Source organism: Mobilisporobacter senegalensis, assembly GCF_003752155.1.
In the GTDB taxonomy this organism is placed as follows: domain Bacteria; phylum Bacillota; class Clostridia; order Lachnospirales; family Lachnospiraceae; genus Mobilisporobacter; species Mobilisporobacter senegalensis.
Window position 1 is genome coordinate 482,601 of record NZ_RJVG01000001.1, and the last position, 23,458, is coordinate 506,058.

Genomic DNA, 23,458 nt, shown 5'->3' on the forward strand with positions numbered 1-23,458 from the left:
CTCTATCATAATTTATTTATATGCTGATACTATCTGAATCCTCCACGATATCAATATTCGTATCTTTTATTTCATCACTTTGTTTCTCTGATTCCAGCTTTGATTTAATTGCATCTAAAAAATTAATTCCTGTCATGGCTTCGATTGTTTCAGGCAGCTGTCCAACAATATCCGTTACATAACCTGAAACTTTTGCGGCACCTGATAAATCCGAGCTTCCCCCACCATTATCAATAACCACGATTTTTTCTGTCTTGGTTAGTGGAGAAGCTACTGCACTGGCAATTTCTGGTAATTTTTCCACGATCATTTGTGTGACTGCAGCATCATTATATAGTTTATAAGCTTCCGCTTTCTTTTCCATAGTTTTTGCTTCTGCAGCACCTTTTGCCAAAATTGCTGCTGCTTCTGCTTCACCTTTTATTCGAATCGCTTCTGCCTCTGCTTCTGCTTTTACCTTTATCGCCTGACTAAACGCTTCTGCTTCTTTTAATTCGGCATATTTTTTGGCATCTGCATCTTTACTCATTCGATACATATCCGCATCTGCCTGCTTATTTACTGTCGCAAGAAGTTCTTTTTCACGTCTGACAGCTTCTTTTTCCTGAATTTCACTTTCTTTTTCTTTCTTGGTCAGTTCTACTAACATGGCTGTTTCTGTAACTTCTTTTGCCACTTTATTCTTTTCAATTTCATAAGCTGAGTCAGCACGTGCCTTATATGTTTCTTGTTCTTCACGATATGCTTGAACCTTTAATTCTTTTTCTTTACTCGCTTCTGCTACATATGTTTCTGCTAAAATTTTAGCTTCGGCTCCAAGTCTTTCCGCTTCTGAAACTTTAACTCTTGTTTCTCTCTCCATGTCAGCTTCCGCAATTGCAGCATTCTTCTTTACCTCTGCAATTCTCGGTTTCCCAAGAGCTTCCAGATATCCATTTTTATCTGAAATATCACGAATGGTGAAAGCTTTTAATTCAAGTCCCATGCTGGATAATCCAACTGCTGCAACTTCCTGCACCTGAGAAGCAAATTTCTCACGGTCCTTATATATTTCTTCCACTGTCATCTTAGATATAATTTCTCTAAGCTTACCTTCTAATACATCTTTGGCAGTATCCTTGATAATATCAATGGTCTGCTGCTCTCTTCCTGTATTGAACTGTTCCACCGCATTGAGAATACTCTCTTTATCACTTTTTACTTTAATAACTGCGACACCATCAGCACGAATATCAACGCCCTGTTCTGTTCTTGCACCTTCTGTCCTGACTTCAATCTTCATATTTTCAAGCGAAATACGATCAGAACGTTCTAGTAATGGAATAACGATACCACCACCACCAGATATCACTCTCTTCCTTAATCCGGTAACTACAAGAGCCTTATCTTGTGGAACTCTCTTCCATGTAGCTGTAAATATTATCAGAACAAATATAACTGCCGCAATTATTCCTCCTGCAATAAATAATGTTTCCAAATCTTAGCCTCCTAAATAAATTTATTATATATGAACATAGACTTTCCAGTCTCTGCTATATATCCTTCATTTCCACTACATAAAAAACATGTTCTTTAATCCAGCATATTGCCACATCTTTTCCTGTTTTGATCTCTTCTCCCTTTATTCCCTTCGCCGGTGCTGTATAGCTATTGTCATTCACCACGTATCGGATCTCACCAAAGCCCCCTGAGAAGATAGTTTCTGTCACAATTGCTCTTATTCCAATTAATTCTTCCTCTGCAGGTGAACTTGTATTTTCTGCTTTCTTTAAAGGAATCATAATAAAACGATAGATTGACCAGCATAATACAGCTCCAACTACCAAAGAAATGATAAAAATAAAAAATGGTAATAAGAAAGTAGTGGTATCTAATAATATCCATCCTGTTCCTCCGAATACAGTTAAAAATAAGAAAATTAGGACAGGACTGATTGGTAAAAATATATCAAAGTCCAGTAAATCAAGATTTAATCCATCAATACCAGCTATGTCAAATATGCTTCCAAATAAAAATGATAGAAATGTTAAACCCAACCCCACAAAAAAGCAAACTTGAAATACTGCTAACATATTGTTTCCCTCCCATAAAAGGTATATTGCCATGTGCAACATATATCACATATAAACTCTAAACCATCATATATCGCAGATTAATCTGCTTATCATCCTATACCATAAAACTTACGATGGTCCCGCGAACAATTTTTCCCTTGCAAGCAAGAAAAATTGTTTTCACAATCATTATACTATATTTACCAACCAATTGACATAGTAATATGATACTCCTCCATGATTAATTCCTAATTACAGGAATATGAGAATTCCATTAGAGTATGCTAAAAAGAAGGGGTTGTTGAAACATCCCCTTCTCATACTACCCTTCAACAGTTTCACCTCTTAAAGCCAAATATGTGTTGTAGATATCCATAATTCCATATCCCCATGAATTATTTGGATAAGTTTCGTTCAGGCTGCGCCTTGTGCCTCGTATTAAATATCTTCTGACTTCCTGTCCATCCATATTGGGAACATTTCCCCGGAGAATTCCCCACTCTAATAACATGGCAGCAACACCAGTGGTCTGAGCTGCTGCTAAACTCGTTCCAGAAAAATATCCATAAGTATTATTAAGAGTCGGTCCATAAATATTAACACCTGGAGCTGCAAAGTCCGGTTTAATAACATTATCTCTTGTAAACCCTCTGCTTGCGTTAATATAGATACTATCGGTAACGTGATTATATGCCGTAGCCGTAATGGGTATTTCAGTATTTCCAGGGGAAGTTAATGTCACGTTGGGATTGGATTCGACAAAATGCGTTTCTGTGGATAAAAATTCTGTAATTGGTAACCAACAATGAAAACTCAACTCAACATCCCCTCTGGCATAAACTCTAAAGCGCCATATACCGGCAGTTGGATTTCGAAATCTGACCAGAATTAATTGATCTCCTGTTTGCTGTTCAATAAGAAAATAGTTTATCAGTATGGAAGTCTGCTCAAAGAGAAAATTAATATCTCTGCTTTCTCCTATTCTTGCTGGAATTCTTGGTATATACTCCCCTGTTGGTGAAAGAATATCAATAGAATATGTGTTGGGAGCATATCCCCATATTTCCATGGAGAACCCGTTCACATTTTCTCCGACTCTTAATTCCATCTCATCATATCCCACGTCAGGATTTACTATGCCATAGAAATGATGTCCGCTATTCCCCTCATTCCCTGCTGAATTTACGATACAGACTCCTGCCTCATCATTCAGTGCGGCAATAGTGCTGCTTAATACACCTCTTCCATCATGTGCTCCCTGTGAAGTTCCAAGACCCATACAAATGGCTATTGGTCTGTTTAATGACCTGGACATATTATACAGATAATTAATCCCCTGCAAAATGTCTGTTTCCTGAAAGCAGACAGCTTCCTCCGGAATGGAAAAAAAATTTCTAAGGCATTGTTTCGCCTGTTTTAATTTGACCACCACAAATTCTGCATCAGGCACAACACCAACAAAATTATTTTCTGCATCTAACGAGCCTGCTGCAAGGGCTCCTAAAAGTGTTCCATGCCCGTTTTCATCTGTGCTGGGAACAATTGATAAGGGATCTTCGCTGGCAAGTGCCTCATTTATCTGTTCTCTTGTATATTCTGTTCCATAATAGTGAGGTCTTGGGAAGTTGGGGCTGTCAATTGTCTGGTCCCAAATAGATACAATTCTTGTAGTATCATCTGGATTTAAAAAAACTCGGTTTGTATATTGAACTCCAGTATCTATAATACCAATCAGAATACCACTTCCACGCAGGGCAAAAGAAGGCAGTGCCTGAAGCCTGGTAATTCCGGATGCCTCCAGATTAGAAATATCATTCAGTCCAAAGCAAGAGGGATAGGCTCCATATCCAAACTCATCTATTGTTTGCCTTGTAATTCTATTTCTGGCAAAATATACAACTGCAAATCTTGATGTTACAGGCTGTATGCATTCTGTTGGAAATCGTTGCTCTAATTCCCCAGTTGTTATTGAATATTCAAAAATGAAATCTACATATTCATTATCAATGATACGACTTCTACATTCTTCATTCATTAACATATTAGAAAGCCCTTTTCAAGTAAATAATATTTATACTATTTTACGTAGAATTATTATAGATTATGTTATACTAAATACATTCACTGCTTCTTTCAAATTTTCAGCTTCCATTCTTAACTTTTCTGCTGCATGATTTAAAACAGCAACTTCATCTAACTCATGCTCTGCTGTAATTCCAAGTTCCCCGGCTGCTGCAGCTGTTTCTTCAGAAGTAGCAGAAATACTTTCCACAGCTCCCAATGTATCATTCTTCGTCTGACTTATATCTTTAATACCTCCTGATATTTTAAATAAGCTATGAATTAATTCTTCTACTTTAAGATTAATTTCATTAAATGATTCTATTGTTTGACTCAGAGCATTTTCCTGAGAAGAAACAATTGCCTTCGCATCTTTTGCTGTCTGAACCGTCCTTCCCGTTTGTTCCTGCATTTTTCCTATAATATTATCAATCTCGATTGCGGCTAAAGCTGTTTGTTGAGAAAGTTTTCTGATTTCTTCTGCAACGACCGAAAAGCCTTTTCCTGCCGCTCCCGCTCTTGCCGCCTCAATAGATGCATTCAGGGCTAATAGATTGGTTTGCTCTGCAATTCCATTGATAGTACTGACAATGCTTATAACAGACTTGGAATCTATCTCCAGATTTTGTATGTCTTTTATTACAGAATAAGTGATTGCCTCCGTATCTTTGGATTTTTCACTTAATTCATCCACTGTATTTATTCCTGAATGAATCACAGCTTTTGTTTCATTTGCTATATGATTCATATATTCCGTATTTTCAGTAAGCATATCTATCTGTCCCGATAATCCCTCCATTTGTAATAAGCATTTTTCTGCATCTATGGCCTGTTGGGATAGACCCTGTTCAATATCATTAACTGCTGCCGTAATTTGTTTTGTTCCTTGTAAAAACACATCAGAATTACTTGATGCTTTTTCTGCTGAAATTGATACTTCTTCGCTTGCATCAGCCATTTTAATAATCAATGTTTTCATGTTTTCAATCATTGCAGTGATGCAATTACCTAATATTGAGAATTCATCTTTTCTCTTAATAGTAAGATTCATTGATAAGTCTCCTTTTGAAACCTTGATTAATATATGATTTATCTTATGTATCGTCTTACTAATTCCTCCTGATATAAAAGTGCCGATCATCGTCGCAATGATACTGGCAAGAATCACTACAAGAATGGTTACGGTTTTAACCTCGTTGGCCTGTTTAATAATCACATCTTTCGGTATTAAAGAACATATGGTAGAGTTTCCTCCCTGTACTTTAGAATAGATGTAAAGGTAATCTTCTTCCTCATAAGTTACATAATTTGATCCTGTCTCTTCTTTGCCTGCAAGGGAAGATTTATAGAAATTCTGGCTGCTAAATGAAAACCCTTTCTTCTCTTCTCCAATTATGATTTCTCTTCCATCCTCTGTAATGAAACCAGCAATACCGGTACCGCCAAAATTTAAATCTGCCAGCGCTTCTTTAATAAATTCTTCTTTCACGTCAATAATAATGTATCCAATATCCCCATTAGAAGTATCCTGAAGATTTCGACAATAAGAAATTCCATAATTGTTATCTTCTGACCCTGCTGCTTCATTTAAATACGGATGAAACCCTAGCCAGATCCCTTTATTTCCTGAGTTAATAAGTACCTTGCCTTCATTGGAATCTAAGAAACCAGCATATACATCCTTACTTAATGTTCCAGCAGAGCATATACCTTCTCCATATTCTGCAAAAACATATATATTGCTCACAATCTTATCTGCAATGGAAGTGGCATACACAAAACTATCCGCTTCTTTCCTTCTGCCAATTTCCTCTACTTTGTTGTCCTGATAATATCCAGAAAAATACCGTTTTAAAGATTCATTGGTATTTATCTGGGTTGCTTTCGTTATAACAGATTGCAATCCTAAATTATAGTACCTGCTTAACATATTAAGGCTTGTCTGGCTTGAAGCTTCGTAGCTTTTAATAATTCCTTCCGATGCTTTCTGATAAGATACAATTCCTAAAAATATAATAAACCCCACTGGGATGATAAACCCACCTATTAATTTCATTCGTATCCCGGTAAAGATCATCTTCTTTGGATACATCCGGGAGGCTTTTAAATCATCCTTCTTACTTTTATTTATTTTAACCTTATACCATAATGGAAACCATTTTCTAAGTTCCATACTCTCCTCCTTAGTATTATTATAATGGGCGATTGGGAAACTTTAAAATCATATCTATTTGTGAAATAATTAATACAATTCCGGAGCAAAACTTAGTAGACTTCAAATTCTGCCAGCTGAGCTCCTTTTGCTCCTGTATTCATAGTAAAGCTTAGTTGTACAAAACGTGTTTTAATATCTTCCAATGTGAGTATAACCTGGTTTCCCGTATCAGGATTAAAATCATAGGAGGCAGAAGGTATAATCTCCTTAAATTCTTTTCCATCCATACTTGTCAGAACAGAGAATTCCTGTGTACGTTTTCCCCAAACAGAAGCAGGATTCAAACATAATCTGATTGCATGGATATTTTGTTCCTTCTCTAAATCTACAGTGATTATGTTAGGATAGCTCTCCCCTTTCCCTTCCCAGTAGGAAACTCCTTCCACTCTTCCATCTACTGCTTTTCTCGGAGTATATACATCTTGAAAACCACTTGCCTTGACTTTTTTCCCAAGAGCTATATTCTCCCCTTCTGGAATAACTGGAATATATTCTTCTTTCGCAAATTTCTCATGTTCCATTGGCTCAGTTTGATCTGGCCCATGTACCATTGTTACATTACCTGATTCCACACTTAATTTCATTGTATGATTCACAGCAAGGATACTAATAAAAAGTCCAAGATTAATTATTATAAGAATAAGTATTCCAATTTTTCTTTTCTCCATCGAATCCTCCCCCTACTCTATTGTGATATTTTTTGTTGTTGCTCCATCTATGACAAACTTCCCATCATTTGCATCTTTAATTGATTTACCCAATATATTAAGGTTTTTAATCATCACATTTTCTATCGTATGTAACTTGTCAAATCCAGCAATTTTCGATGGTGGGAAATCTCCGGAAAGAACATTCACTCCATCAATGGTAATATTTCGAATTTGTCCTCTCTCCTTCGTTGTTGACCAGTTACTATTGTTAATGATTCCAAGGTCAATCAATTGGTTATTCTCACCAGCATCTCCTGACCCCATGAAAGCATTTTCAACAGTAATATTCTTAAAACTAATCTCTTCTACCAATGCATCATCTGCATTATGAATGGAGATGACTGGCTTATGAAAATTATATAATACTGTCACATCTTCAAAAGCTACTCTGCTGATTCTTGCATCCTCTTTCTTTCCTTTATTGGTTTCATAACCTACTTCCATTGATTGAGCAAGATCCGTCCAGACCTGCATATTCTTAAATGTAATATTATCTGTGTTTGCTCCATAGTTTTTCACTACCAGTGAATCATCCCAGCTTCGCACGAATGAATTTTGAACTAAGAAATTTTCACAGGACTGGAGTGTGATTCCATCTCCATTTGGTCTTGGAGAAATAATTTTAATATTACTTATTTTAGCCTCTTTTGATTCAAAGGAATTGAATGTCCATGCATTAGAGTTTAAAAATAATAAATCTTCTACTTCTATATTCTTACATCCAACAAAATTAATTGGTATATGGGCTTCTTTTCCCTGCCATCCTGCAAACAGAGAACCATCAACAATTCCTCTTCCTTTTACCTTAACATTTTGAACATAGTTCCCCTGGATAGTGCCGTGTACTACTGCCCCCCCTGCAATATATAGTGTTTGATTATCTTCCAGGGCTATATTTTCAATCTTCCATTCACCAGGTCCAATAAAGATAACCCCTTCATCTCCATCTTTCGGTGGATTCTTCTCTATAGGGTTTGCAAAGATGTGAACTGCTCTCTCCACTGAATTATTAAATACTACTGTATAGGAATCCGGATTACTAATTAAAAATGTTACTGTATGATTATCTTTATCAATCTCCGGTTCGATTCCATATTCTTTCGGACTTATCTGAACAGAATCAAGCCTCATGTCAGGCACCTTAACTTCAACAAAAACTGTTCCCTCAAAATCGAAATAAGTAACAGGTGTACGGGAAATTGGCGGGAGATAATTACTCACCCATTGATAGGTATGGTTTACATTTGTATCATATACATAAAGTTCATGCCCATTCACTGAAACGAGAGTATCTATGCAATGCATCAGGGAAAAGTCTCTCTGCTTTTCACTGGTGGCCAGTAAATCCTCTTTTGCAGCATCTTTTAGTGATTTGGGGCCTTCATAGAGAACAATTTTACTATCCTTCACTTTAGCAAATACCGCTCTTGTATCTATTTTGTTCTTTAGTATGGCTCCCATGATAAATGTCATAATGAATAATAGAATTAATCCTGTATTTATTATCACTGTTTTTCCCTTGTCTCCCATTTCCAACTCTCCTTTAGCTCAGCATTGGCTATTCTAATTCTTGCAGTTACTTTGAATTTCATATAGCACTCATTAATTTTTTGACAAAATTTCCTCCCAATCTACATGGCTTAAAAGGGTTTCTGATTGATAGTCTGCATCTAAGTTCATATGATCAGGTCCTACTCCCAGTGTTTTCATATTTGCTGCTTTCGCTGCAATGATTCCTGCTTTGGAATCCTCTGCCACAAGGCATTCTTTATAGCTTAAACCTAATTTATCCGCGGCTACAAGAAATACTTCCGGATCTGGTTTTGATCTGGTAATATCTAAGCCACAACTCACTTCATCAATGAAATCAATCAGACCCGTACGTTCCAGTATTATAGGAGCGTTCTTACTCACTGAACCGATTGCAATTTTAAGTCCCCTCTCTCTTAACATAATAAGTGCTTCTTTCGCATCTTTTAGGATTGCTTCAGAGTCCAAGGACTTTAACATCTCCACATAATAACAATTCTTAGTCTCTGCAAATTCTTCTTTTTCTTCTGCAGAATACTTGTTATCCGTCTTCTCAAGGACTACCTCTAAAGACTCCATCCGACTGACTCCCTTTTGCCTTACGTTATCTTCATGGGTAAAATCATGAATCCCAAGTTTTTGCGCAAGCTTTTTCCAAGCCTCAAAGTGCAATTTATCTGTAGACACTAAAACTCCATCTAAATCAAAAATTATTCCTTTTATCATATTTTTCTCCTCCATGCCGCTCAAGACCGGGAAGCTGGATTTTATCCAGCATAAACTTAAAGTGTGATCATGTTTTTCTTCCATACTTGTCTGAGTCTAATTAAGTAATTTATAGTGTATTTTCATCGAAATATATACTGTACAACTGATGAAATTGGTGTTAAACTAAAATAGGTTTAACATTAAACTTTATAGAAAGGAATCTACTATGGCAACCATTAAAGATATAGCACAAATTGTTGGCGTAAGCTGTACTACCGTATCTAATGTAATTCACGGAAAATCTGGCCGAGTTTCAGCAGAAACCATATCACGTATTAACGATGCCATTGAAACATTAGGTTATGTACCCAATATGTCAGCTCGTTCTTTAGTATCTAATTCTTCTAAAGTGATCGGCGTCATCAATCACCTTGTACCCAGCAGTAGTGGAAGCTTCGTAGAAGATCCATTCCATTCTGCATTCATCGGTTCTATTGAACATACTCTACGTAAGAATGGATATTATTTAATGCTGCGCACAGTAGAAGACAGCAATGATTTAATTTCATTTCTACGTAATTGGAATGTAGATGGTATGTTTTTTACGGGTATTTTTAAAGATGAATTCTTTGAGACATTGTCAAAGTTCGATATCCCTGTAGTATTAGTTGATAGTTATATAAAACAATCTAATATGTATAATGTAGGATTAGAAGATTATAAAGGTGGTTACCTTGCAACCAGATATTTGATTGAACAAGGCCATAAGAACATTATATTTGCATCACCTTTTATTAAACCTAATGGTGTTGTCGATGAACGTTTAAAAGGTTATAAACAAGCACTCTTAGAAGCATCTCTGCCATTCCGTGAAGATTTTATATATCAGCAAGAGATTCATGTTGAAAATGGTATTGATTTAGGTAAAAAGCTGGCAAAACGCAATGATTTCACAGCTGTGTTTGCAACTGCGGATATTTTAGCTGCTGGCATTATGGCTGGCCTGCAGCAAAGTGGTAAAAAAGTTCCTGATGATATCTCCATGATCGGATTCGATGATATTAATCTATGTCAGCTTACTACTCCATCTCTTACTACTATCCATCAGGATGCTACCTTAAAAGGTGAATTAGCAGTTGATTTCATGATGAAACGATTGGAAGGAGTTCCAATCAAGAATAAAGAAGTCATCTTACCTGTTTCATTAGTGAAAAGAAATAGTGTTAAAAAAATCAACGGCCAGATATGATCACATTAGCATATACTTTTACTTGCCAACAGGACTGGATTCAGACAGTCCTGTTTTTAATCTGCGGGGTTTCTCTGTGGTTAGGCCAGCCGGCTATTTAGATTATCTGGATAGTTACTTGATCCCCCTGTATCTTGATCCGGCTCCATTTTCCATTGTGTAAGACATTAAATATCAGACTTTTCCACCGCTTCGGAAGATGGGGTTTAATTACTAACTCGTCCTCTTCTATAGTCAGTCCCCCAAAACCTTCAACTACCGTCTTATATGCACCGCCGGCAGCAGCAGGATGAGTTCCTCCGATATAGACCAATCCGGCCCATTCTTTTCCTCCACCCATTAAGTCCGCATTTGCTGTTTTTAAAAAGAAGGGATATGCTTTTTCAGGTTTTCCGCATTTACAAGCGAGCATAGCATACATACAGGCACTAAGAGAAGAACCATGCTCTGTTCTTGGTTCATAATAATCAAAATTCTTTTCCTTAATAACTGTGCTATATTCATCCTTAAATAAATTAAGCATTGTGACTACATCTGCCTGCTTAATAATTCTAGTATGGGATGCAATTCCATTGGCACCTCCCCAGTACTCTCTCTCATCCAGAATTCTCTGTTTCAATTCCTCAATTGAAACTTCTTCCAAGTCAAAATATCCATCAAATTGCTCTATGATTCCATTTCTATCCGGTTCTTTTATATATATATTCTTTATTGCATCCTTTAGTTGATTTGCAAAAATATTCAGATTATATTCCCCATCTAATTCATCAAAATATTTAGTATCCAGATCTTTTAGTTTCTCTATTGCAAATAGTGCGGATTCAAAAGTGAACTTAGCCATTCGATTGGTATAGACATTATTGTTAATACGTTCATGATACTCATCTGGTCCAATGACATCATGAATTTCATACTTTGTGCCAGTGACTTTCTTTACTAACAGATTCTGATAGAACCTGGCACATTCAATGATTACCTTTGCTCCACCCTCCAATAGAAAACCATAATCTTTGGTATAGTGGACATATTTCATGATTCCATAAACAATGGCAGAAGAAATATGAACCTGTTTATCTTTAAAATAAGTTCTTACAGGCCTTCCAGTAAATACATCGGTTACATTATAATCCGTGCAGGCATCATAACCGCCCTCCTGGCTCTCCCATGGATAGAATGCACCTTCGTACCCATAATGCCTTGCTTTTTTTAGTGCTCCTCCCAAAGTGTCTACCCTGTATTTTAAAAGAGTTTTCACCACTTCCGGCTCTGTATATAGAAATAAATCTAACATGAACATCTCTGTATCCCAGAAGACCGCTCCCTTATAGGTCTGCCCCGAAAGCCCTCTTGCAGGGATGGATAAGCTGCTTAAATGTCTTGGAGCTATACAATGAAGATGATAGATAGAATAATTCAAGGCAAGCATTGCCTCGTCATCACCTTCAATGAGGACTTCTGATTTTTCCCAAAGTTTCTCCCATTCTCTTTTATGCTCTTCTAATAACACTTCATAATCAGATGTTCTCTTCTGATTTAGTAGTTCCATGGAAGCTTTATTGGGATTACTATCATCATTGCTTGTAAAAATACTGATGTATTTATAGAAAGTATATGTGTTATCCTTTTTTGCTTTAACGTTAAACTTGCGAAATATTTTCTTATTTTCTCTAATGATATTTTCATCTGACACAAAATCTTTAAATATTTCTTCACTTACACTTACTCTGTCCTCTTCATTGGTAACAGCAAATGCTGTTATCTGCTCCTCATTCCTGTTCAGGGTAATTTCTTTATAATGAGGGCCATGAATATCCCATACATCCCCATCAATTCCGGTAATTATACTTATATCCCCATCAAAATCAGCTCTTACACAGAACTTGAAACCAATCAGATGTTTGACAGGTAAACTTGCAAATTGTTCTGCATGGATTGTAATATTCCCCTGATCCACCTCCCATACTGTAGTACGGGTAAATATACCATACCTGATATCCAGCTGCTGGGAGTGTTCCCTGGGAGCTACATTGGGCAGCCTGAAAGATTTACCATTTACTTCTATATATGTGTACAGCCCATTAGGAGCATTGAGTGGCTCACGCCACCCATCTTTGTATTTATCATAAATGCCAGAAAGATTAATTGCCGGATAAGAAGATTTATCATATTCTTGTAATGTGCCGCGAATTCCCAGATATCCATTTCCAATGAGATATTTATTTCCATTTTTAGAAATCTCTTCTCCATTAAAATAATCCTGACTAATACTCCACTTCATCTGCCTATCACTCCTCTTCAAATACGAATGGTAACTTTATTTCATTACCATTAATAGTATATTCTTTCTGATATACCTTTATCTTGACATTAGTTCCATTTAAAGTATGAAAAGATGCACCGGACTTATCTATCAGAACCTTAATGGTATCACCTGCATATGTTACACAGAAAGAATATCCCTCCCATTTGTCTGGAATAGATGGAGCAAATTTCAGCATTTTTCCATCTGACCTCATTCCACCGAAACCATATACAATATTCATCCATGCTGCTGCAATAGAAGTGGTATGCAGCCCTTCATGAGTATTACGATTATAATTATCCAGATCCATTCTTGTGGCAAATCCAAAAAAGTCATATGCTACCTTATCCTTGCCAATCTGTGTTGCAAGGATGGAATGTACAGAAGGAGAAAGTGAACTTTCATGAATACATCTAGGTGTATAATACTCATAATTTTTCTTAATTACATCTGTACTGAATCTATCATTATATAGAAATAAGAACATTAACACATCTGGCTGTTTAATCATGTCATTACGATAAATTCTATCGTAAGTCCAGTGATGATATAATGGAAAATCTGTGGTCGGTATTTTATCTACATCTACATGAGGCAAATGAAAAAAGCCTTCATGTTGTTCATAGATCTTTCTTTCTTCATCATATGGAATAAACATTTTTTCACTAATCTTCTGCCAATAATCTAATTCTGTCTTTGTTAAGTTATACTTTTCCAAAATATTATCATAATTATCAGGCCTGGTTTCTCTATATTGATTTAGGACCTGAAGAGTATAGTCAAGAGTCTCCTTGCCAAGATAGTTGGTATAACAATTATTATTCACCATCATCTGGAATTCGTCGGGTCCCATAACTCCATAGTACCCATAATAAGTTCTATCATTATTCCAATCCCCTCTGGACGCTAACATTCTGGCTATCTCTATAAGCATTGGAATTCCATAGGTATAGATGAATTCTTTATCTTTTGTTACATTCTCATAATGCCATAATCCATATGCCACTGCAGTTGTTGCCTGAAGCTGAAGACTGGCATGCTGCCATAATGTACAGCATTCTTTTCCACTTATAGTAGCGATTGGATAAAAGGCCCCTTCACAATCAAGCTCTTTTGCTCTCTTTTTTGCCTCTTCTAATGTATCATAACGAAACATTAACAATTGTTTTGCAGCCTTTACATTATTAAAGATATAGAATGGAAGGCAATAAGTTTCCGTATCCCAGAAAGTATTTCCACTATATGCCTCACCGGTTAATCCTTTGGCACCAATCACTGCACCTTCCTGTACGCCATGATATGTCTGATGCATCTGGAAGATACAATATCTGATTCCTTGTTGATTTAATTCATCTCCTTTAATCTCAATATCAGAAATATCCCAGGTATTTTTCCACCATTCGGCACTGCTCTTCTTTAAAAATTCATAATCATACTCCTCCAGTGAAGAAAGTGCTGTTTCACATTCACTATAAAACTCACATAAACTTCTTGACTGGCGTGCTCCATTCCAGGATATATTTTTGACAATACGTTTAAAAGTAGATACTTTTCCTTCCTGCAATGATACCCTGAATATCTTTCCTACAATTTTGCTGGAAGCCTTTAGATCCCCCATAGTAGTCATATCTCCCGAAAACTTACAGCAGGAGAAAACTTTTTGTTTCGTTCCAATGGTGGACCCTAAAATCCTGCAAGATAGTTCATCAGTTTTCTTATCTTCAAGATTCCATAAATTTTCCCGTACCATTTCATGTGGGTTAGAAAAATCAAGTCCAGCCTCAATAATGATGTCTCCTGAAAAATTAAGTGGTTTTATTTCTAATTTTTGACCTGCCAAATGAGCATCCATCATACATAAATATCTTTCAAATTCTAAAAAAATCTCTTTCCCTGATTTTGTAATCCATACAAAGGAACGAGTAAATACGCCTGTATATAGATTTAAAACTCGTTTAAAATCTTTTATCTTACTGTTTGATAAGTCCAGAATCTCATCGTCTATTTTAATCCTAAGATATAGCCAGTTCACTGAATTTACCATAAACTCAGTAATATTGACCATTCCCTTATAGGCGGAACGTTCTCCTTCTTGTCTTTCATATATTCCATTAAAATAACTGCCAATTAAGCTTTTTCCTGAATACCCTTCCTCAAAATATCCACGAACTCCCATATATTCATTCCCTAAGGAGAATATGGATTCGGATACACTGGAATATTCCGGATTGAATCCTTCCTCAATAATATTCCAAGGGTCTGTCACAAAATATTTGTCTGCTATCTTTGCCATCGTCGTCTACCCCTTTATGCCTCCTGCTGAAACGCTAAGTGTAATTTGTTTTTGAAATATTGCAAATAGTATAATTGGTGGGATAATTGAGAAAGCTACCCCCCTTAACACTTCTACATCCGTTGCGTTGGAAGTGTTAAATTGAAAAAGCCTCACCATAACTGTTTCTTTCCCTGATCCTCCTAATACAAGATACGGTAATAAGAAATCTGACCATGCTGCATTCACTGCAAATATGATCACCACCATAACAATTGACTGGGAAAGAGGCAGGATTACACTTCTAAATATTCTTAAACTGCTGGCACCATCCAGCTTTGCTGCCTCAATAAATTCTTTTGGTATCCCTTCGAAGAATTGTTTAAATAATATAACGTAAAATGCATTGGCTCCTAAGGATAGCCAGATTGGTATAAATGACTTATTTAACCCAACACGGTTGATGTTGACAAATAATGCTACAACACTTGTGGTTGTTGGAATTAGTAAACTCCACATTACCAGTCCATATATAATCTTATAGCCTCTTGGCTTCAAAACCCCTAATCCATATGCCAGTAATCCATTAAATACAACTGCACAAATTGCACATCCTGTTACAGATATAAATGAATTAATGTAATATTGTATGAACTTTAAGTCATTCCATGTCTTAATATATGTTTGTATATTAAAAGACTCAGGTAGAATTGTTGTATTTCTGCGAAATTCTTTAATGTCTTTAAAACTTGCTAAAAACACCCAGATGGAAGGGAATAGAGAAAATACCATGATCCCCAGACATAATACAAATATGACTACACACATGATCTTAGTTTTTGTAGAATGGAGGTCATAAAAACGTATCGTTCCATCTGTCTTTTTATTATATTTTTCAAAAAACATATTATCCCCTCCTAATATTCTTTCTCTTTTGTAATCTTAAAATATGTTCCACTTAAAACCACTAAAACAAGGCAAATCATAACTGATAATGCTGCTGCCATTGGATAATTAAAGTCTCTGAATGCGTAATTATAAACTAACTGCATAATTGATATGCTCGCATTATTAGGTCCTCCATTTGTCATGATCAGAGGTTCATATAAAATCTGAAATACTGCAATTACTTGAAGAATCAGTAACGTTTTACCTAAACTAAAGATACTTGGCATTGTAATATGACGGACTCTTTTTAGTATACTTGCTCCATCTATGGTAGCTGCTTCATATAATTCCGGATTAATCCCACTAATATTGGCCATATAGATAAGAGCCGTAGATCCTGCTCCTTTCCATGTCATTGTGAGAATAATCAATGGGATCGTCCAGGAGGGATTGGTTAACCAAACCTGTGGTTCAATACCTATTTTCTCTAATAAAATATTTAGAACACCTGTTGGACCCGGCCTGAAGAAATATCCCCACATCATAACGGTTGCAATTCCTGGCATAATATTGGGAAAGTATATTCCAAATCGAAAAAACCCTTTTAGATGTACTGTTTCTGTAAGTAGAACTCCTAAGAATATTGGTACGAAAAATCCAATTACTAATGACCATACTATGTATATAAATGTATTGCGTAATGCTGCTGCAAAATCTGGATGATTAAAAATTTTAGCATAATTATCAAAACCAACAAATTCTATTGTTTGCATCCCTTTTGCTGAATATAGGGAAAGTCTGATACTTTCAATTAAAGGTTCCCAAACAAAAAAAGCAAATAATATAATTGAAGGTAATATTATGAGCCAACCAGCAATATCGCTCTTGTATTTCGATGTTCTCTTAATTGTCATTTTCTTTTCTCTCGTTTCATCCATTTTACCCACCTCCAATTTTACTAACATGACTACTTTTTTCAGCCTTATATTTTATGGGGCTCCTTATGAAAGAAACCCCATAATCAATAAACTATTTATTTACATTTGTATCAAGAAGTTTTTGATAATTCTCATCCGCTTGTTTCATTAAAGCAGGAACATTAGCATTTTTATCTGTAATAACTGCTTGTAAAACTTTAGTAAGTTCGGCATAGAGATCCTGAGCAGAACCAACTTCTTCTAAGCGAAGATTTCCTTCTTTTTTAATTGCTTCATAATAATCGTTATATAACTTCATATCTACATTATTAAATTCATCTGTTACAGCTTTCTCTGCTGCTAATAAATCTTCATTGATCCAGCAAGGGAAACGAGGTATTACAGGAACACCGTTATTAATCTTGTTTTGATTATCTGCTTTCATACCTGCAATTGCATCCTCTGTGGCAACAGGAGCTTTACCCATGATTTCAAGATAATCCAGGGCTGCTTCAATTTCTTCCTTCGTTGCATCTTTAGAGAACATATAAGGGGTACCACCTGATAATGAATATTGCTGTCCATCTGGACCTGCTGGTAGTGGAACCAAAGATAATTTATCTACTGGGAGGCCATTTACTTGTGTAGGTTGATTTACAGCATCATTTGCTGCAATATACATAGCTGCTGTCCCAGTACCTAAGTTAACAAAACCAGTGCCCCAATCTTCGTTTGTTGGATCTGGAGTTAACACGTCATATTCCCATTTTAATGATTTCACATATTCCATAGCTGCAATTGCTTCTTTCGAATCAACATTGGCTGTAAATTTTCCGTCTGTACCTTGTTCTGTTAAAGTTGCACCAAATGCCCAGGCAATATTACTAAAATGCCATCCACCAGCATTGTCTTTTGCTAATAAGCAAATGCCCGCCTGACCAGTTGCATCTTTAATCGCCTTCGCTGTCTCAGCCAATTCTGTCCAAGTCTTTGGATATTTAGGAACACCGTTATCATCAACTAAACCTGCTTCTTCAAAGAGTTCAACATTCAGCATAAGTCCAAGTGCATATCCATCACGAGGAATACCATAAATGCGTCCATCTTTCGAAAGTAAATCACTGATAGAAGGGTTAATTGCATCTAACCAACCACGTTCTTCTAAAATATCAGTAATATCAGCTACAAAACCACCGTTAATAAGTTTTTGAGGTTCTGTATACCAACTTTCAAATATTGTTGGTAAATTTCCTGATTCTGCTAATGATACAAAAGTATCTGTAGCATATTTGTAATAAGCTGGAACTACTTCAACATTAGGATGAGCAGCATTGAAAGTTTTAACATAACCTTCATGAAGTTTAATATCGTCTGTCAAAGTATCCTCCGGCCAGATCCCTAATTTCAAAGTTACTTTCTCAGCCGCAGCATCCGTACCTTCTGCTTCTGTATTCGTATTTTCCTCCGTTACTGCTCCATCATTCGTTGCCGGTTCTTCTTTCTTACCACAGCCAGATAGCAGGCTTATCATAAGAACGAAACACATTAAAATGCAAATTTTTTTCATTATGTAATCCCCTTCCATAGTTATATGAATATAATAGTGTTTAACGTTAAACTTGTCAATCTATATATGAACTTTATATATAGTTTAACGTTAAACTAATATTAGCATTTAGTATTTATTTTGTCAATAATATATTAAAAAAATTTTCAATATAATTTTTATACAACAAACCAACTACTTTGAAGCTATACTTTTATGCATATTTCATATAGTTGTTCCATAAACTCCATGTTTTGATCAAATTCTTACCGTATCAGGACATGATAGAACCTGGAGGCGTCACGGAAAAATTACTGCTCATATATCATGAGCAGTAATTTTTGTATATTTTATTTACTTTAACTATAGTTTAAATTGATTTACTTCCTCCAGCATTTCTTTCGTCATAATACTTAATGTCTTAGCCGTCTTGGCTACTTCCTCAATAGAGGTCTGCATTTCTTCTGAGGATGCTGATATCTCCTCTGACGATGCTGATACTTCCTCAGAAACGGAAGCTGCTCCTTCAATTTTTGTTACAATCTTATTTTTATCTGATTGTATTGATAAAGAAGATGAATCAATTTCCTGCATCTTTGGAGCCATGATATTAATCGCATTTATAATATTGTTGAAAGATTCTACTGTTCTATTCACGTTCTTCATTTCTTCCTTTAATTCTGTATTCATATCTTCAGAAGCTTTAGTCATATTTATACTGTTAGCCATAATATCATTGATTAATGCTGTAATATTTTCAGATGATTTTCTACTTTCTTCTGCCAAATTTCTGATTTCATCTGCAACGACTGCAAATCCTTTCCCTGCTTCTCCTGCTCTGGCAGCTTCTATGGATGCATTTAATGCCAAAAGATTTGTTTGACTTGCGATTCCATTAATTACATTTGATATTTCACTAATTTGAGATATTTTAGTTCCCAGATTTTCCATGGCCTCCATATTGTTATTGGATACTTTTTCAATTTCTTTAATGGAATTTGATAATTCTTCCATGCTTGCTGAACTCTCAATTGACATATTACTAATTTCATTTGTATTCGTATTAATCTCTTCGATTGCACTCACTATGCTTTCTATATGTTCACCAAATATGTTTGTAATATTGGAAATTGCATCTAAATCCTGTGCCTGATTACTTGTTCCTCCCGCTATTTCCTGGATTGATACGGTAACATTTTCAGAGGCAGAAGTCATCTCTACGGACACCGTTGTCAGATTTGCAGAATGATTATCGATAAGTTTTGATTTCTCTTTAATTCCATTTACTATATTTTTTAATGATTTTTGCAGTTTATTTAATGCATCTGCTATCTCTCCAAATTCATCTTTCTTATTGAGTAGTTTTGGAGATATATCAAATGTAAGATCACCATTGGCAAGAATGCCAAGATATTGAATGGAGCTTTTAATTGGATTTGTGATGATGGTTTTTGTAAAGAGAGAAATTACAATAACAGAGAGTATGATTAATATGAAAGTTGCAATACATATGCCCATTAATATTGAAAATACCTGGTCAAAAATTTCTTTTTCCTGGATACCTATAAAAAACATACCTATATTGCTTCCACTTTGATCTTTTATTGGTACATATACAGTTTTATAAGGAGTATTTAAAATATTTGTAGATCCCATATATGTACTGCCTTTTTCTATTACAGCCTTTATAACTTTTGCCTCAGCCTGTGTTCCGGTAGCTCTGTTCCCATCTTTTAGCACTGTTGTAGCAATCCTTGTATCATTTAAAAATATAGTGCATTCAACACCAGCTGCATTTTTAATATTGTCAACTAATTCTGTGTTTTCATTGATAAGTTGATCGCCTTTATAAAGTTGGTCCTCTTTCACATTCCACTGTCCGCCATATAGGGCATCCACTAGTTCTATGCTCAGATTTGAATCTGTCATTAAAGAATTTTCAGTTACATATTTGTTAAATTGGGTAAATACAACTACATTAACAATTGTGCCAAAAAGAACTAAGCTTGTTATAAATAATATTAGAAGTTTCCCTTTTATTTTCATGTTTTTTATCATTTGTTATACCTCCATAGTTTTAACTTAATATTATATTTTGATAACGACTGGTTTTTAACGATATTTCTATGGTTGATCCAGATGAGCAATAACTTTCTCATATGGATTTCCATATCAATTTAGTCCCCCATAGGCGTTCATTCCCTTCTCCCTTATGCATTATCCATATAAGACATTTCATTAGCTTATCAGCCTGAAGATATTAGCAAAACATAGAAATCTTCCCAGTATATCAATGAACTCCTATCAAAGGTTAATATACTTGTTAAATTTTTATCATTATTACTATTAAGCCTATACAGATTGAGGACTATTTTACCATATCTGTATAATACAGTAAATTACTGAACTCTGATAATTTTGCTATTTAAAGCTAATAATTTCTCAACATGAACATAATATGTAAATTTTCCCATAATTTAGCCATATTTATTTGTCTTTTTTATAACAATGTTATCCAATAATAAGTTATAACATAATATTGTAATTAATAACTCTATGTTTTATAATCATTAATATTACTTCAGAAAGGATATTAGTGATGAGAAGAAAAGATCGTGAAATAACTGAATTGGATAGAATTGTTGAGATTATTAAGAAAAGTAATGTATGCCGTGTGGCTTTTCTAGATGAAGAATATCCTTATATCGTTCCTCTTAACTTTGGATTTGACATTCAAAGCAAAAAGATAATTTTATACTTCCACTGTGCCAAAGAAGGGAAAAAAATATCCCTTATTCAGAAGAATAATAAAGTATGCTTCGAAATGGATTGTTCTAATAAACTAATTGAAGGAGAAAAGGCATGCGATTATACTATGAATTATGAAAGCGTCATTGGTTATGGTACCATAGAAATTGCCTCTGATTCCGAAAAAATGACTGGATTAAGAGCCTTAATGAAACAATATACTCCTAGAGAAGATTTATCATATGATGAGAGGGCAGTGAATGCTGTTACTGTTCTTAAGTTGACTGTAGATAAGATTACCGGAAAAGTTTATTTATAGAAGAGATTGTGTAAATTGCGGTATAAAACTGCCAGATTGCCCTTTTACTGTGAACAAATAAAAGAAGAAGGTATGATTCATTTATAATAATTCATACCTTCTTTACATATTTAAATATTAATTTAAATTTTCATCAGAATCCTTCTCTTCTTCTTTCTTTTCGCAGAGCATATCGTCTTTTACCACCTTCCCATTCCCCTTTCTGGGCTTCTGTCTCTACGATAAGTTTTGGTACCACAACCGGGTTTCCTTTATCATCAATGGCAACCATTACAATATATGCTCTGTTAATCATCTTTCTCATACCATCCAATGCCTCAACATACGTATCAATTCTAATCTCCATAGAAGTCTTTCCTACATAAGTCACTCTTCCAACTAGAACAATTGTATTATTCAGATATGCTCCACCCCTAAAATTAAGATTGTCAATAGCTGCTGTTGTTACTTCTGTCTCAGAATAACGTTTGCTGATAATTCCTGCCATTTCATCAATCCATTGAAGCAATTGACCACCAAACAACCTCCCGTAACCATTAATATGTTTATGCATGATAAGATACGCCTGTTCCATTATAGTATCTTGTACTCTTTTCTCTTTCTTCATATAATATCTCCTGTTATATTAAAATTAAATTTAACCACAATATATTGTACTTAAATATTATACCTTTAACTTAAGTTTCTGTATAGATGGCAGCCTGTTTTTATCTAATGATTGAGGAACTTTTTAAGGTAGAGAAATATTATTGTTTCAGCTTAATGCATATGGTATAATTTTGAAGTGATATTTTTGATTCGGTACTTCGCCTTTGGACGATAAGGCGTCCATCCGTCAAAATTAATGTATACTTCAAAATGTGAGGTGAAGAAATCGTGACAGACAAAAAAATTGCAATACAATTTACGATGCTGACATTTTGCATAGCCTATCTTGTGTCAGGTTCTTTGATTGCTCTTGGACAATTCGGATATTTGGTTCACAACTGGGTTCACTCCTTACAGCAATTTGGAATGAATATTCCTTTTGCAATCTATATTTTGTCTCCCGCTATTGCTTCATATATCGTCCTGAAGAAAAATAACAAAATAGCAGATTTTAAAGAATGGTTGAAAACTGTTTTTTATGCTAAAAATAATATCTCTCTCTATTTGTTCGTTGTTGGAGGGCTTGTACTGTATTTTTTGATACATATTGCTGTTTCAGGCCGCACGGAAATGGTACTTCCATTTTATACGTTCTTACTTTCCCTGCCTGGTAGTCTTATTATCGGTGGCTTGGAGGAAGCTGGCTGGATGTACATATTGCAGCCTGAGCTTGACAAAAAATATGGCTTTATTTTATCTTCTATTTTTTTGGGGATCATTTGGGCTTTATGGCATATCCCTCTCTTCTTCATTCCGGGGACAAATCACGGAGAGGGACTCATTAACTTTTGGATGTTTGCAGTTCAACTCGTGGCGTTTCGGTTTTTCAACGGGGCAATCTATAAAATATCAGGAAAAGGCCGTGTGTTTATGTGCGTATTATTCCACACCATGTTCAATGCGGCGTCCCCCATCTTTGGCACCATTACTATGACTTGGGCGGGAACAATTGCCGCAAATTCTGTGATTGTCCTTGTTTCAATTGTAACCGTTGTGATATACAATAAAAGGAGATATCTTTATGAAATGTAGAATTGGGTGCGCAGCCTGCTGCATTGCACCCTCCATATCATCGCCAATCCCAGGTATGTCCGATGGCAAGCCCCCGGGAATAAGGTGTATTCAACTAACAGATGATAATAAATGTAAGTTATTCGGCAAAAAAGAGCGGCCAGCAGTATGTGGAAGTTTAAGGGCTTCGGTGGAAATGTGCGGAACGAGTGATAAGGAAGCCTTTAAATATCTGGAGGAGCTGGAGAAGATTACGGGAAGGGATAGTCAGTAATCTGGT

General features: G+C 35.4%; 18 protein-coding genes. 4 read left to right on the top strand and 14 right to left on the bottom strand.

Annotated elements, in window-relative coordinates:
* Positions 1–16: 16 nt before the first annotated feature.
* The 7 genes from EDD66_RS02180 to pgmB all read right to left on the bottom strand — a co-directional run bounded on the left by EDD66_RS02180 (position 17) and on the right by pgmB (position 9,296).
* A complete protein-coding gene (locus EDD66_RS02180) occupies positions 17–1,477 on the bottom strand; it encodes a flotillin family protein (protein WP_123607906.1) in 1,461 nt (486 codons plus the stop codon).
* A 55-nt stretch (positions 1,478–1,532) separates the two neighbouring features.
* Positions 1,533–2,072: an NfeD family protein gene (locus EDD66_RS02185; protein ID WP_123607907.1), complete on the bottom strand. Its 540-nt coding sequence runs from the start codon at positions 2,070–2,072 to the stop codon at positions 1,533–1,535.
* A gap of 304 nt (positions 2,073–2,376) precedes the next feature.
* Positions 2,377–4,095 (bottom strand): S8 family peptidase, encoded by a 1,719-nt coding sequence (locus EDD66_RS02190; RefSeq protein WP_123607908.1) that lies wholly within the window; start codon positions 4,093–4,095, stop codon positions 2,377–2,379.
* Positions 4,096–4,155: 60 nt separating this feature from the next.
* Complete coding sequence (locus tag EDD66_RS02195) at positions 4,156–6,288, bottom strand: methyl-accepting chemotaxis protein (protein WP_123607909.1); 2,133 nt, start codon at positions 6,286–6,288, stop codon at positions 4,156–4,158.
* Between the two features lie 92 nt (positions 6,289–6,380).
* On the bottom strand, positions 6,381–6,998 hold the full coding sequence (locus tag EDD66_RS02200) for a discoidin domain-containing protein (RefSeq protein WP_123607910.1): 618 nt from the start codon (positions 6,996–6,998) through the stop codon (positions 6,381–6,383).
* 12 nt (positions 6,999–7,010) lie between these two features.
* Entirely contained in the window at positions 7,011–8,570 is a 1,560-nt protein-coding gene (locus EDD66_RS02205; protein ID WP_123607911.1) for a glycosyl hydrolase family 28 protein, read from the bottom strand.
* A gap of 72 nt (positions 8,571–8,642) precedes the next feature.
* Positions 8,643–9,296: a beta-phosphoglucomutase gene (pgmB, locus tag EDD66_RS02210; RefSeq protein WP_123607912.1), complete on the bottom strand. Its 654-nt coding sequence runs from the start codon at positions 9,294–9,296 to the stop codon at positions 8,643–8,645.
* Positions 9,297–9,504: 208 nt separating this feature from the next.
* Here pgmB and EDD66_RS02215 point away from each other — a divergent pair, with 208 nt between their 5' ends.
* Positions 9,505–10,527 (top strand): LacI family DNA-binding transcriptional regulator, encoded by a 1,023-nt coding sequence (locus EDD66_RS02215; RefSeq protein WP_123607913.1) that lies wholly within the window; start codon positions 9,505–9,507, stop codon positions 10,525–10,527.
* A 97-nt stretch (positions 10,528–10,624) separates the two neighbouring features.
* On the opposite strand, the gene EDD66_RS02220 is transcribed toward EDD66_RS02215, so the two are convergent.
* The 6 genes from EDD66_RS02220 to EDD66_RS02245 all read right to left on the bottom strand — a co-directional run bounded on the left by EDD66_RS02220 (position 10,625) and on the right by EDD66_RS02245 (position 20,510).
* A complete protein-coding gene (locus EDD66_RS02220; RefSeq protein ID WP_123607914.1) occupies positions 10,625–12,805 on the bottom strand; it encodes a glycosyl hydrolase family 65 protein in 2,181 nt (726 codons plus the stop codon).
* Between the two features lie 7 nt (positions 12,806–12,812).
* Positions 12,813–15,122 (bottom strand): glycoside hydrolase family 65 protein, encoded by a 2,310-nt coding sequence (locus EDD66_RS02225; RefSeq protein ID WP_123607915.1) that lies wholly within the window; start codon positions 15,120–15,122, stop codon positions 12,813–12,815.
* Between the two features lie 6 nt (positions 15,123–15,128).
* Positions 15,129–16,007 (bottom strand): carbohydrate ABC transporter permease, encoded by an 879-nt coding sequence (locus EDD66_RS02230; RefSeq protein WP_123607916.1) that lies wholly within the window; start codon positions 16,005–16,007, stop codon positions 15,129–15,131.
* Between the two features lie 11 nt (positions 16,008–16,018).
* The gene (locus EDD66_RS02235) at positions 16,019–16,927 is read right to left on the bottom strand and encodes a carbohydrate ABC transporter permease (RefSeq protein WP_123607917.1); all 909 of its coding nucleotides are present in this window, start codon (positions 16,925–16,927) and stop codon (positions 16,019–16,021) included.
* 91 nt (positions 16,928–17,018) lie between these two features.
* A complete protein-coding gene (locus EDD66_RS02240) occupies positions 17,019–18,473 on the bottom strand; it encodes an ABC transporter substrate-binding protein (RefSeq protein ID WP_123607918.1) in 1,455 nt (484 codons plus the stop codon).
* 342 nt (positions 18,474–18,815) lie between these two features.
* Positions 18,816–20,510: a methyl-accepting chemotaxis protein gene (locus tag EDD66_RS02245; RefSeq protein ID WP_123607919.1), complete on the bottom strand. Its 1,695-nt coding sequence runs from the start codon at positions 20,508–20,510 to the stop codon at positions 18,816–18,818.
* 541 nt (positions 20,511–21,051) lie between these two features.
* Here EDD66_RS02245 and EDD66_RS02250 point away from each other — a divergent pair.
* Entirely contained in the window at positions 21,052–21,519 is a 468-nt protein-coding gene (locus EDD66_RS02250; RefSeq protein WP_123607920.1) for a pyridoxamine 5'-phosphate oxidase family protein, read from the top strand.
* 133 nt (positions 21,520–21,652) lie between these two features.
* Here the strand turns inward: EDD66_RS02250 and EDD66_RS02255 are convergent, their stop codons facing one another.
* Complete coding sequence (locus EDD66_RS02255; protein WP_123607921.1) at positions 21,653–22,126, bottom strand: acyl-CoA thioesterase; 474 nt, start codon at positions 22,124–22,126, stop codon at positions 21,653–21,655.
* Positions 22,127–22,395: 269 nt separating this feature from the next.
* Between EDD66_RS02255 and EDD66_RS02260 the strand changes: the two genes are divergently transcribed.
* Both EDD66_RS02260 and EDD66_RS02265 read left to right on the top strand, forming a co-directional pair.
* On the top strand, positions 22,396–23,199 hold the full coding sequence (locus EDD66_RS02260) for a CPBP family intramembrane glutamic endopeptidase (protein WP_123607922.1): 804 nt from the start codon (positions 22,396–22,398) through the stop codon (positions 23,197–23,199).
* Positions 23,189–23,452 carry a YkgJ family cysteine cluster protein gene (locus tag EDD66_RS02265; protein ID WP_123607923.1) on the top strand — a complete coding sequence of 88 codons (264 nt, stop codon included), beginning with the start codon at positions 23,189–23,191 and terminating at the stop codon, positions 23,450–23,452. Before EDD66_RS02260 ends, EDD66_RS02265 begins: the two co-directional genes overlap by 11 nt.
* Positions 23,453–23,458: the final 6 nt, after the last annotated feature.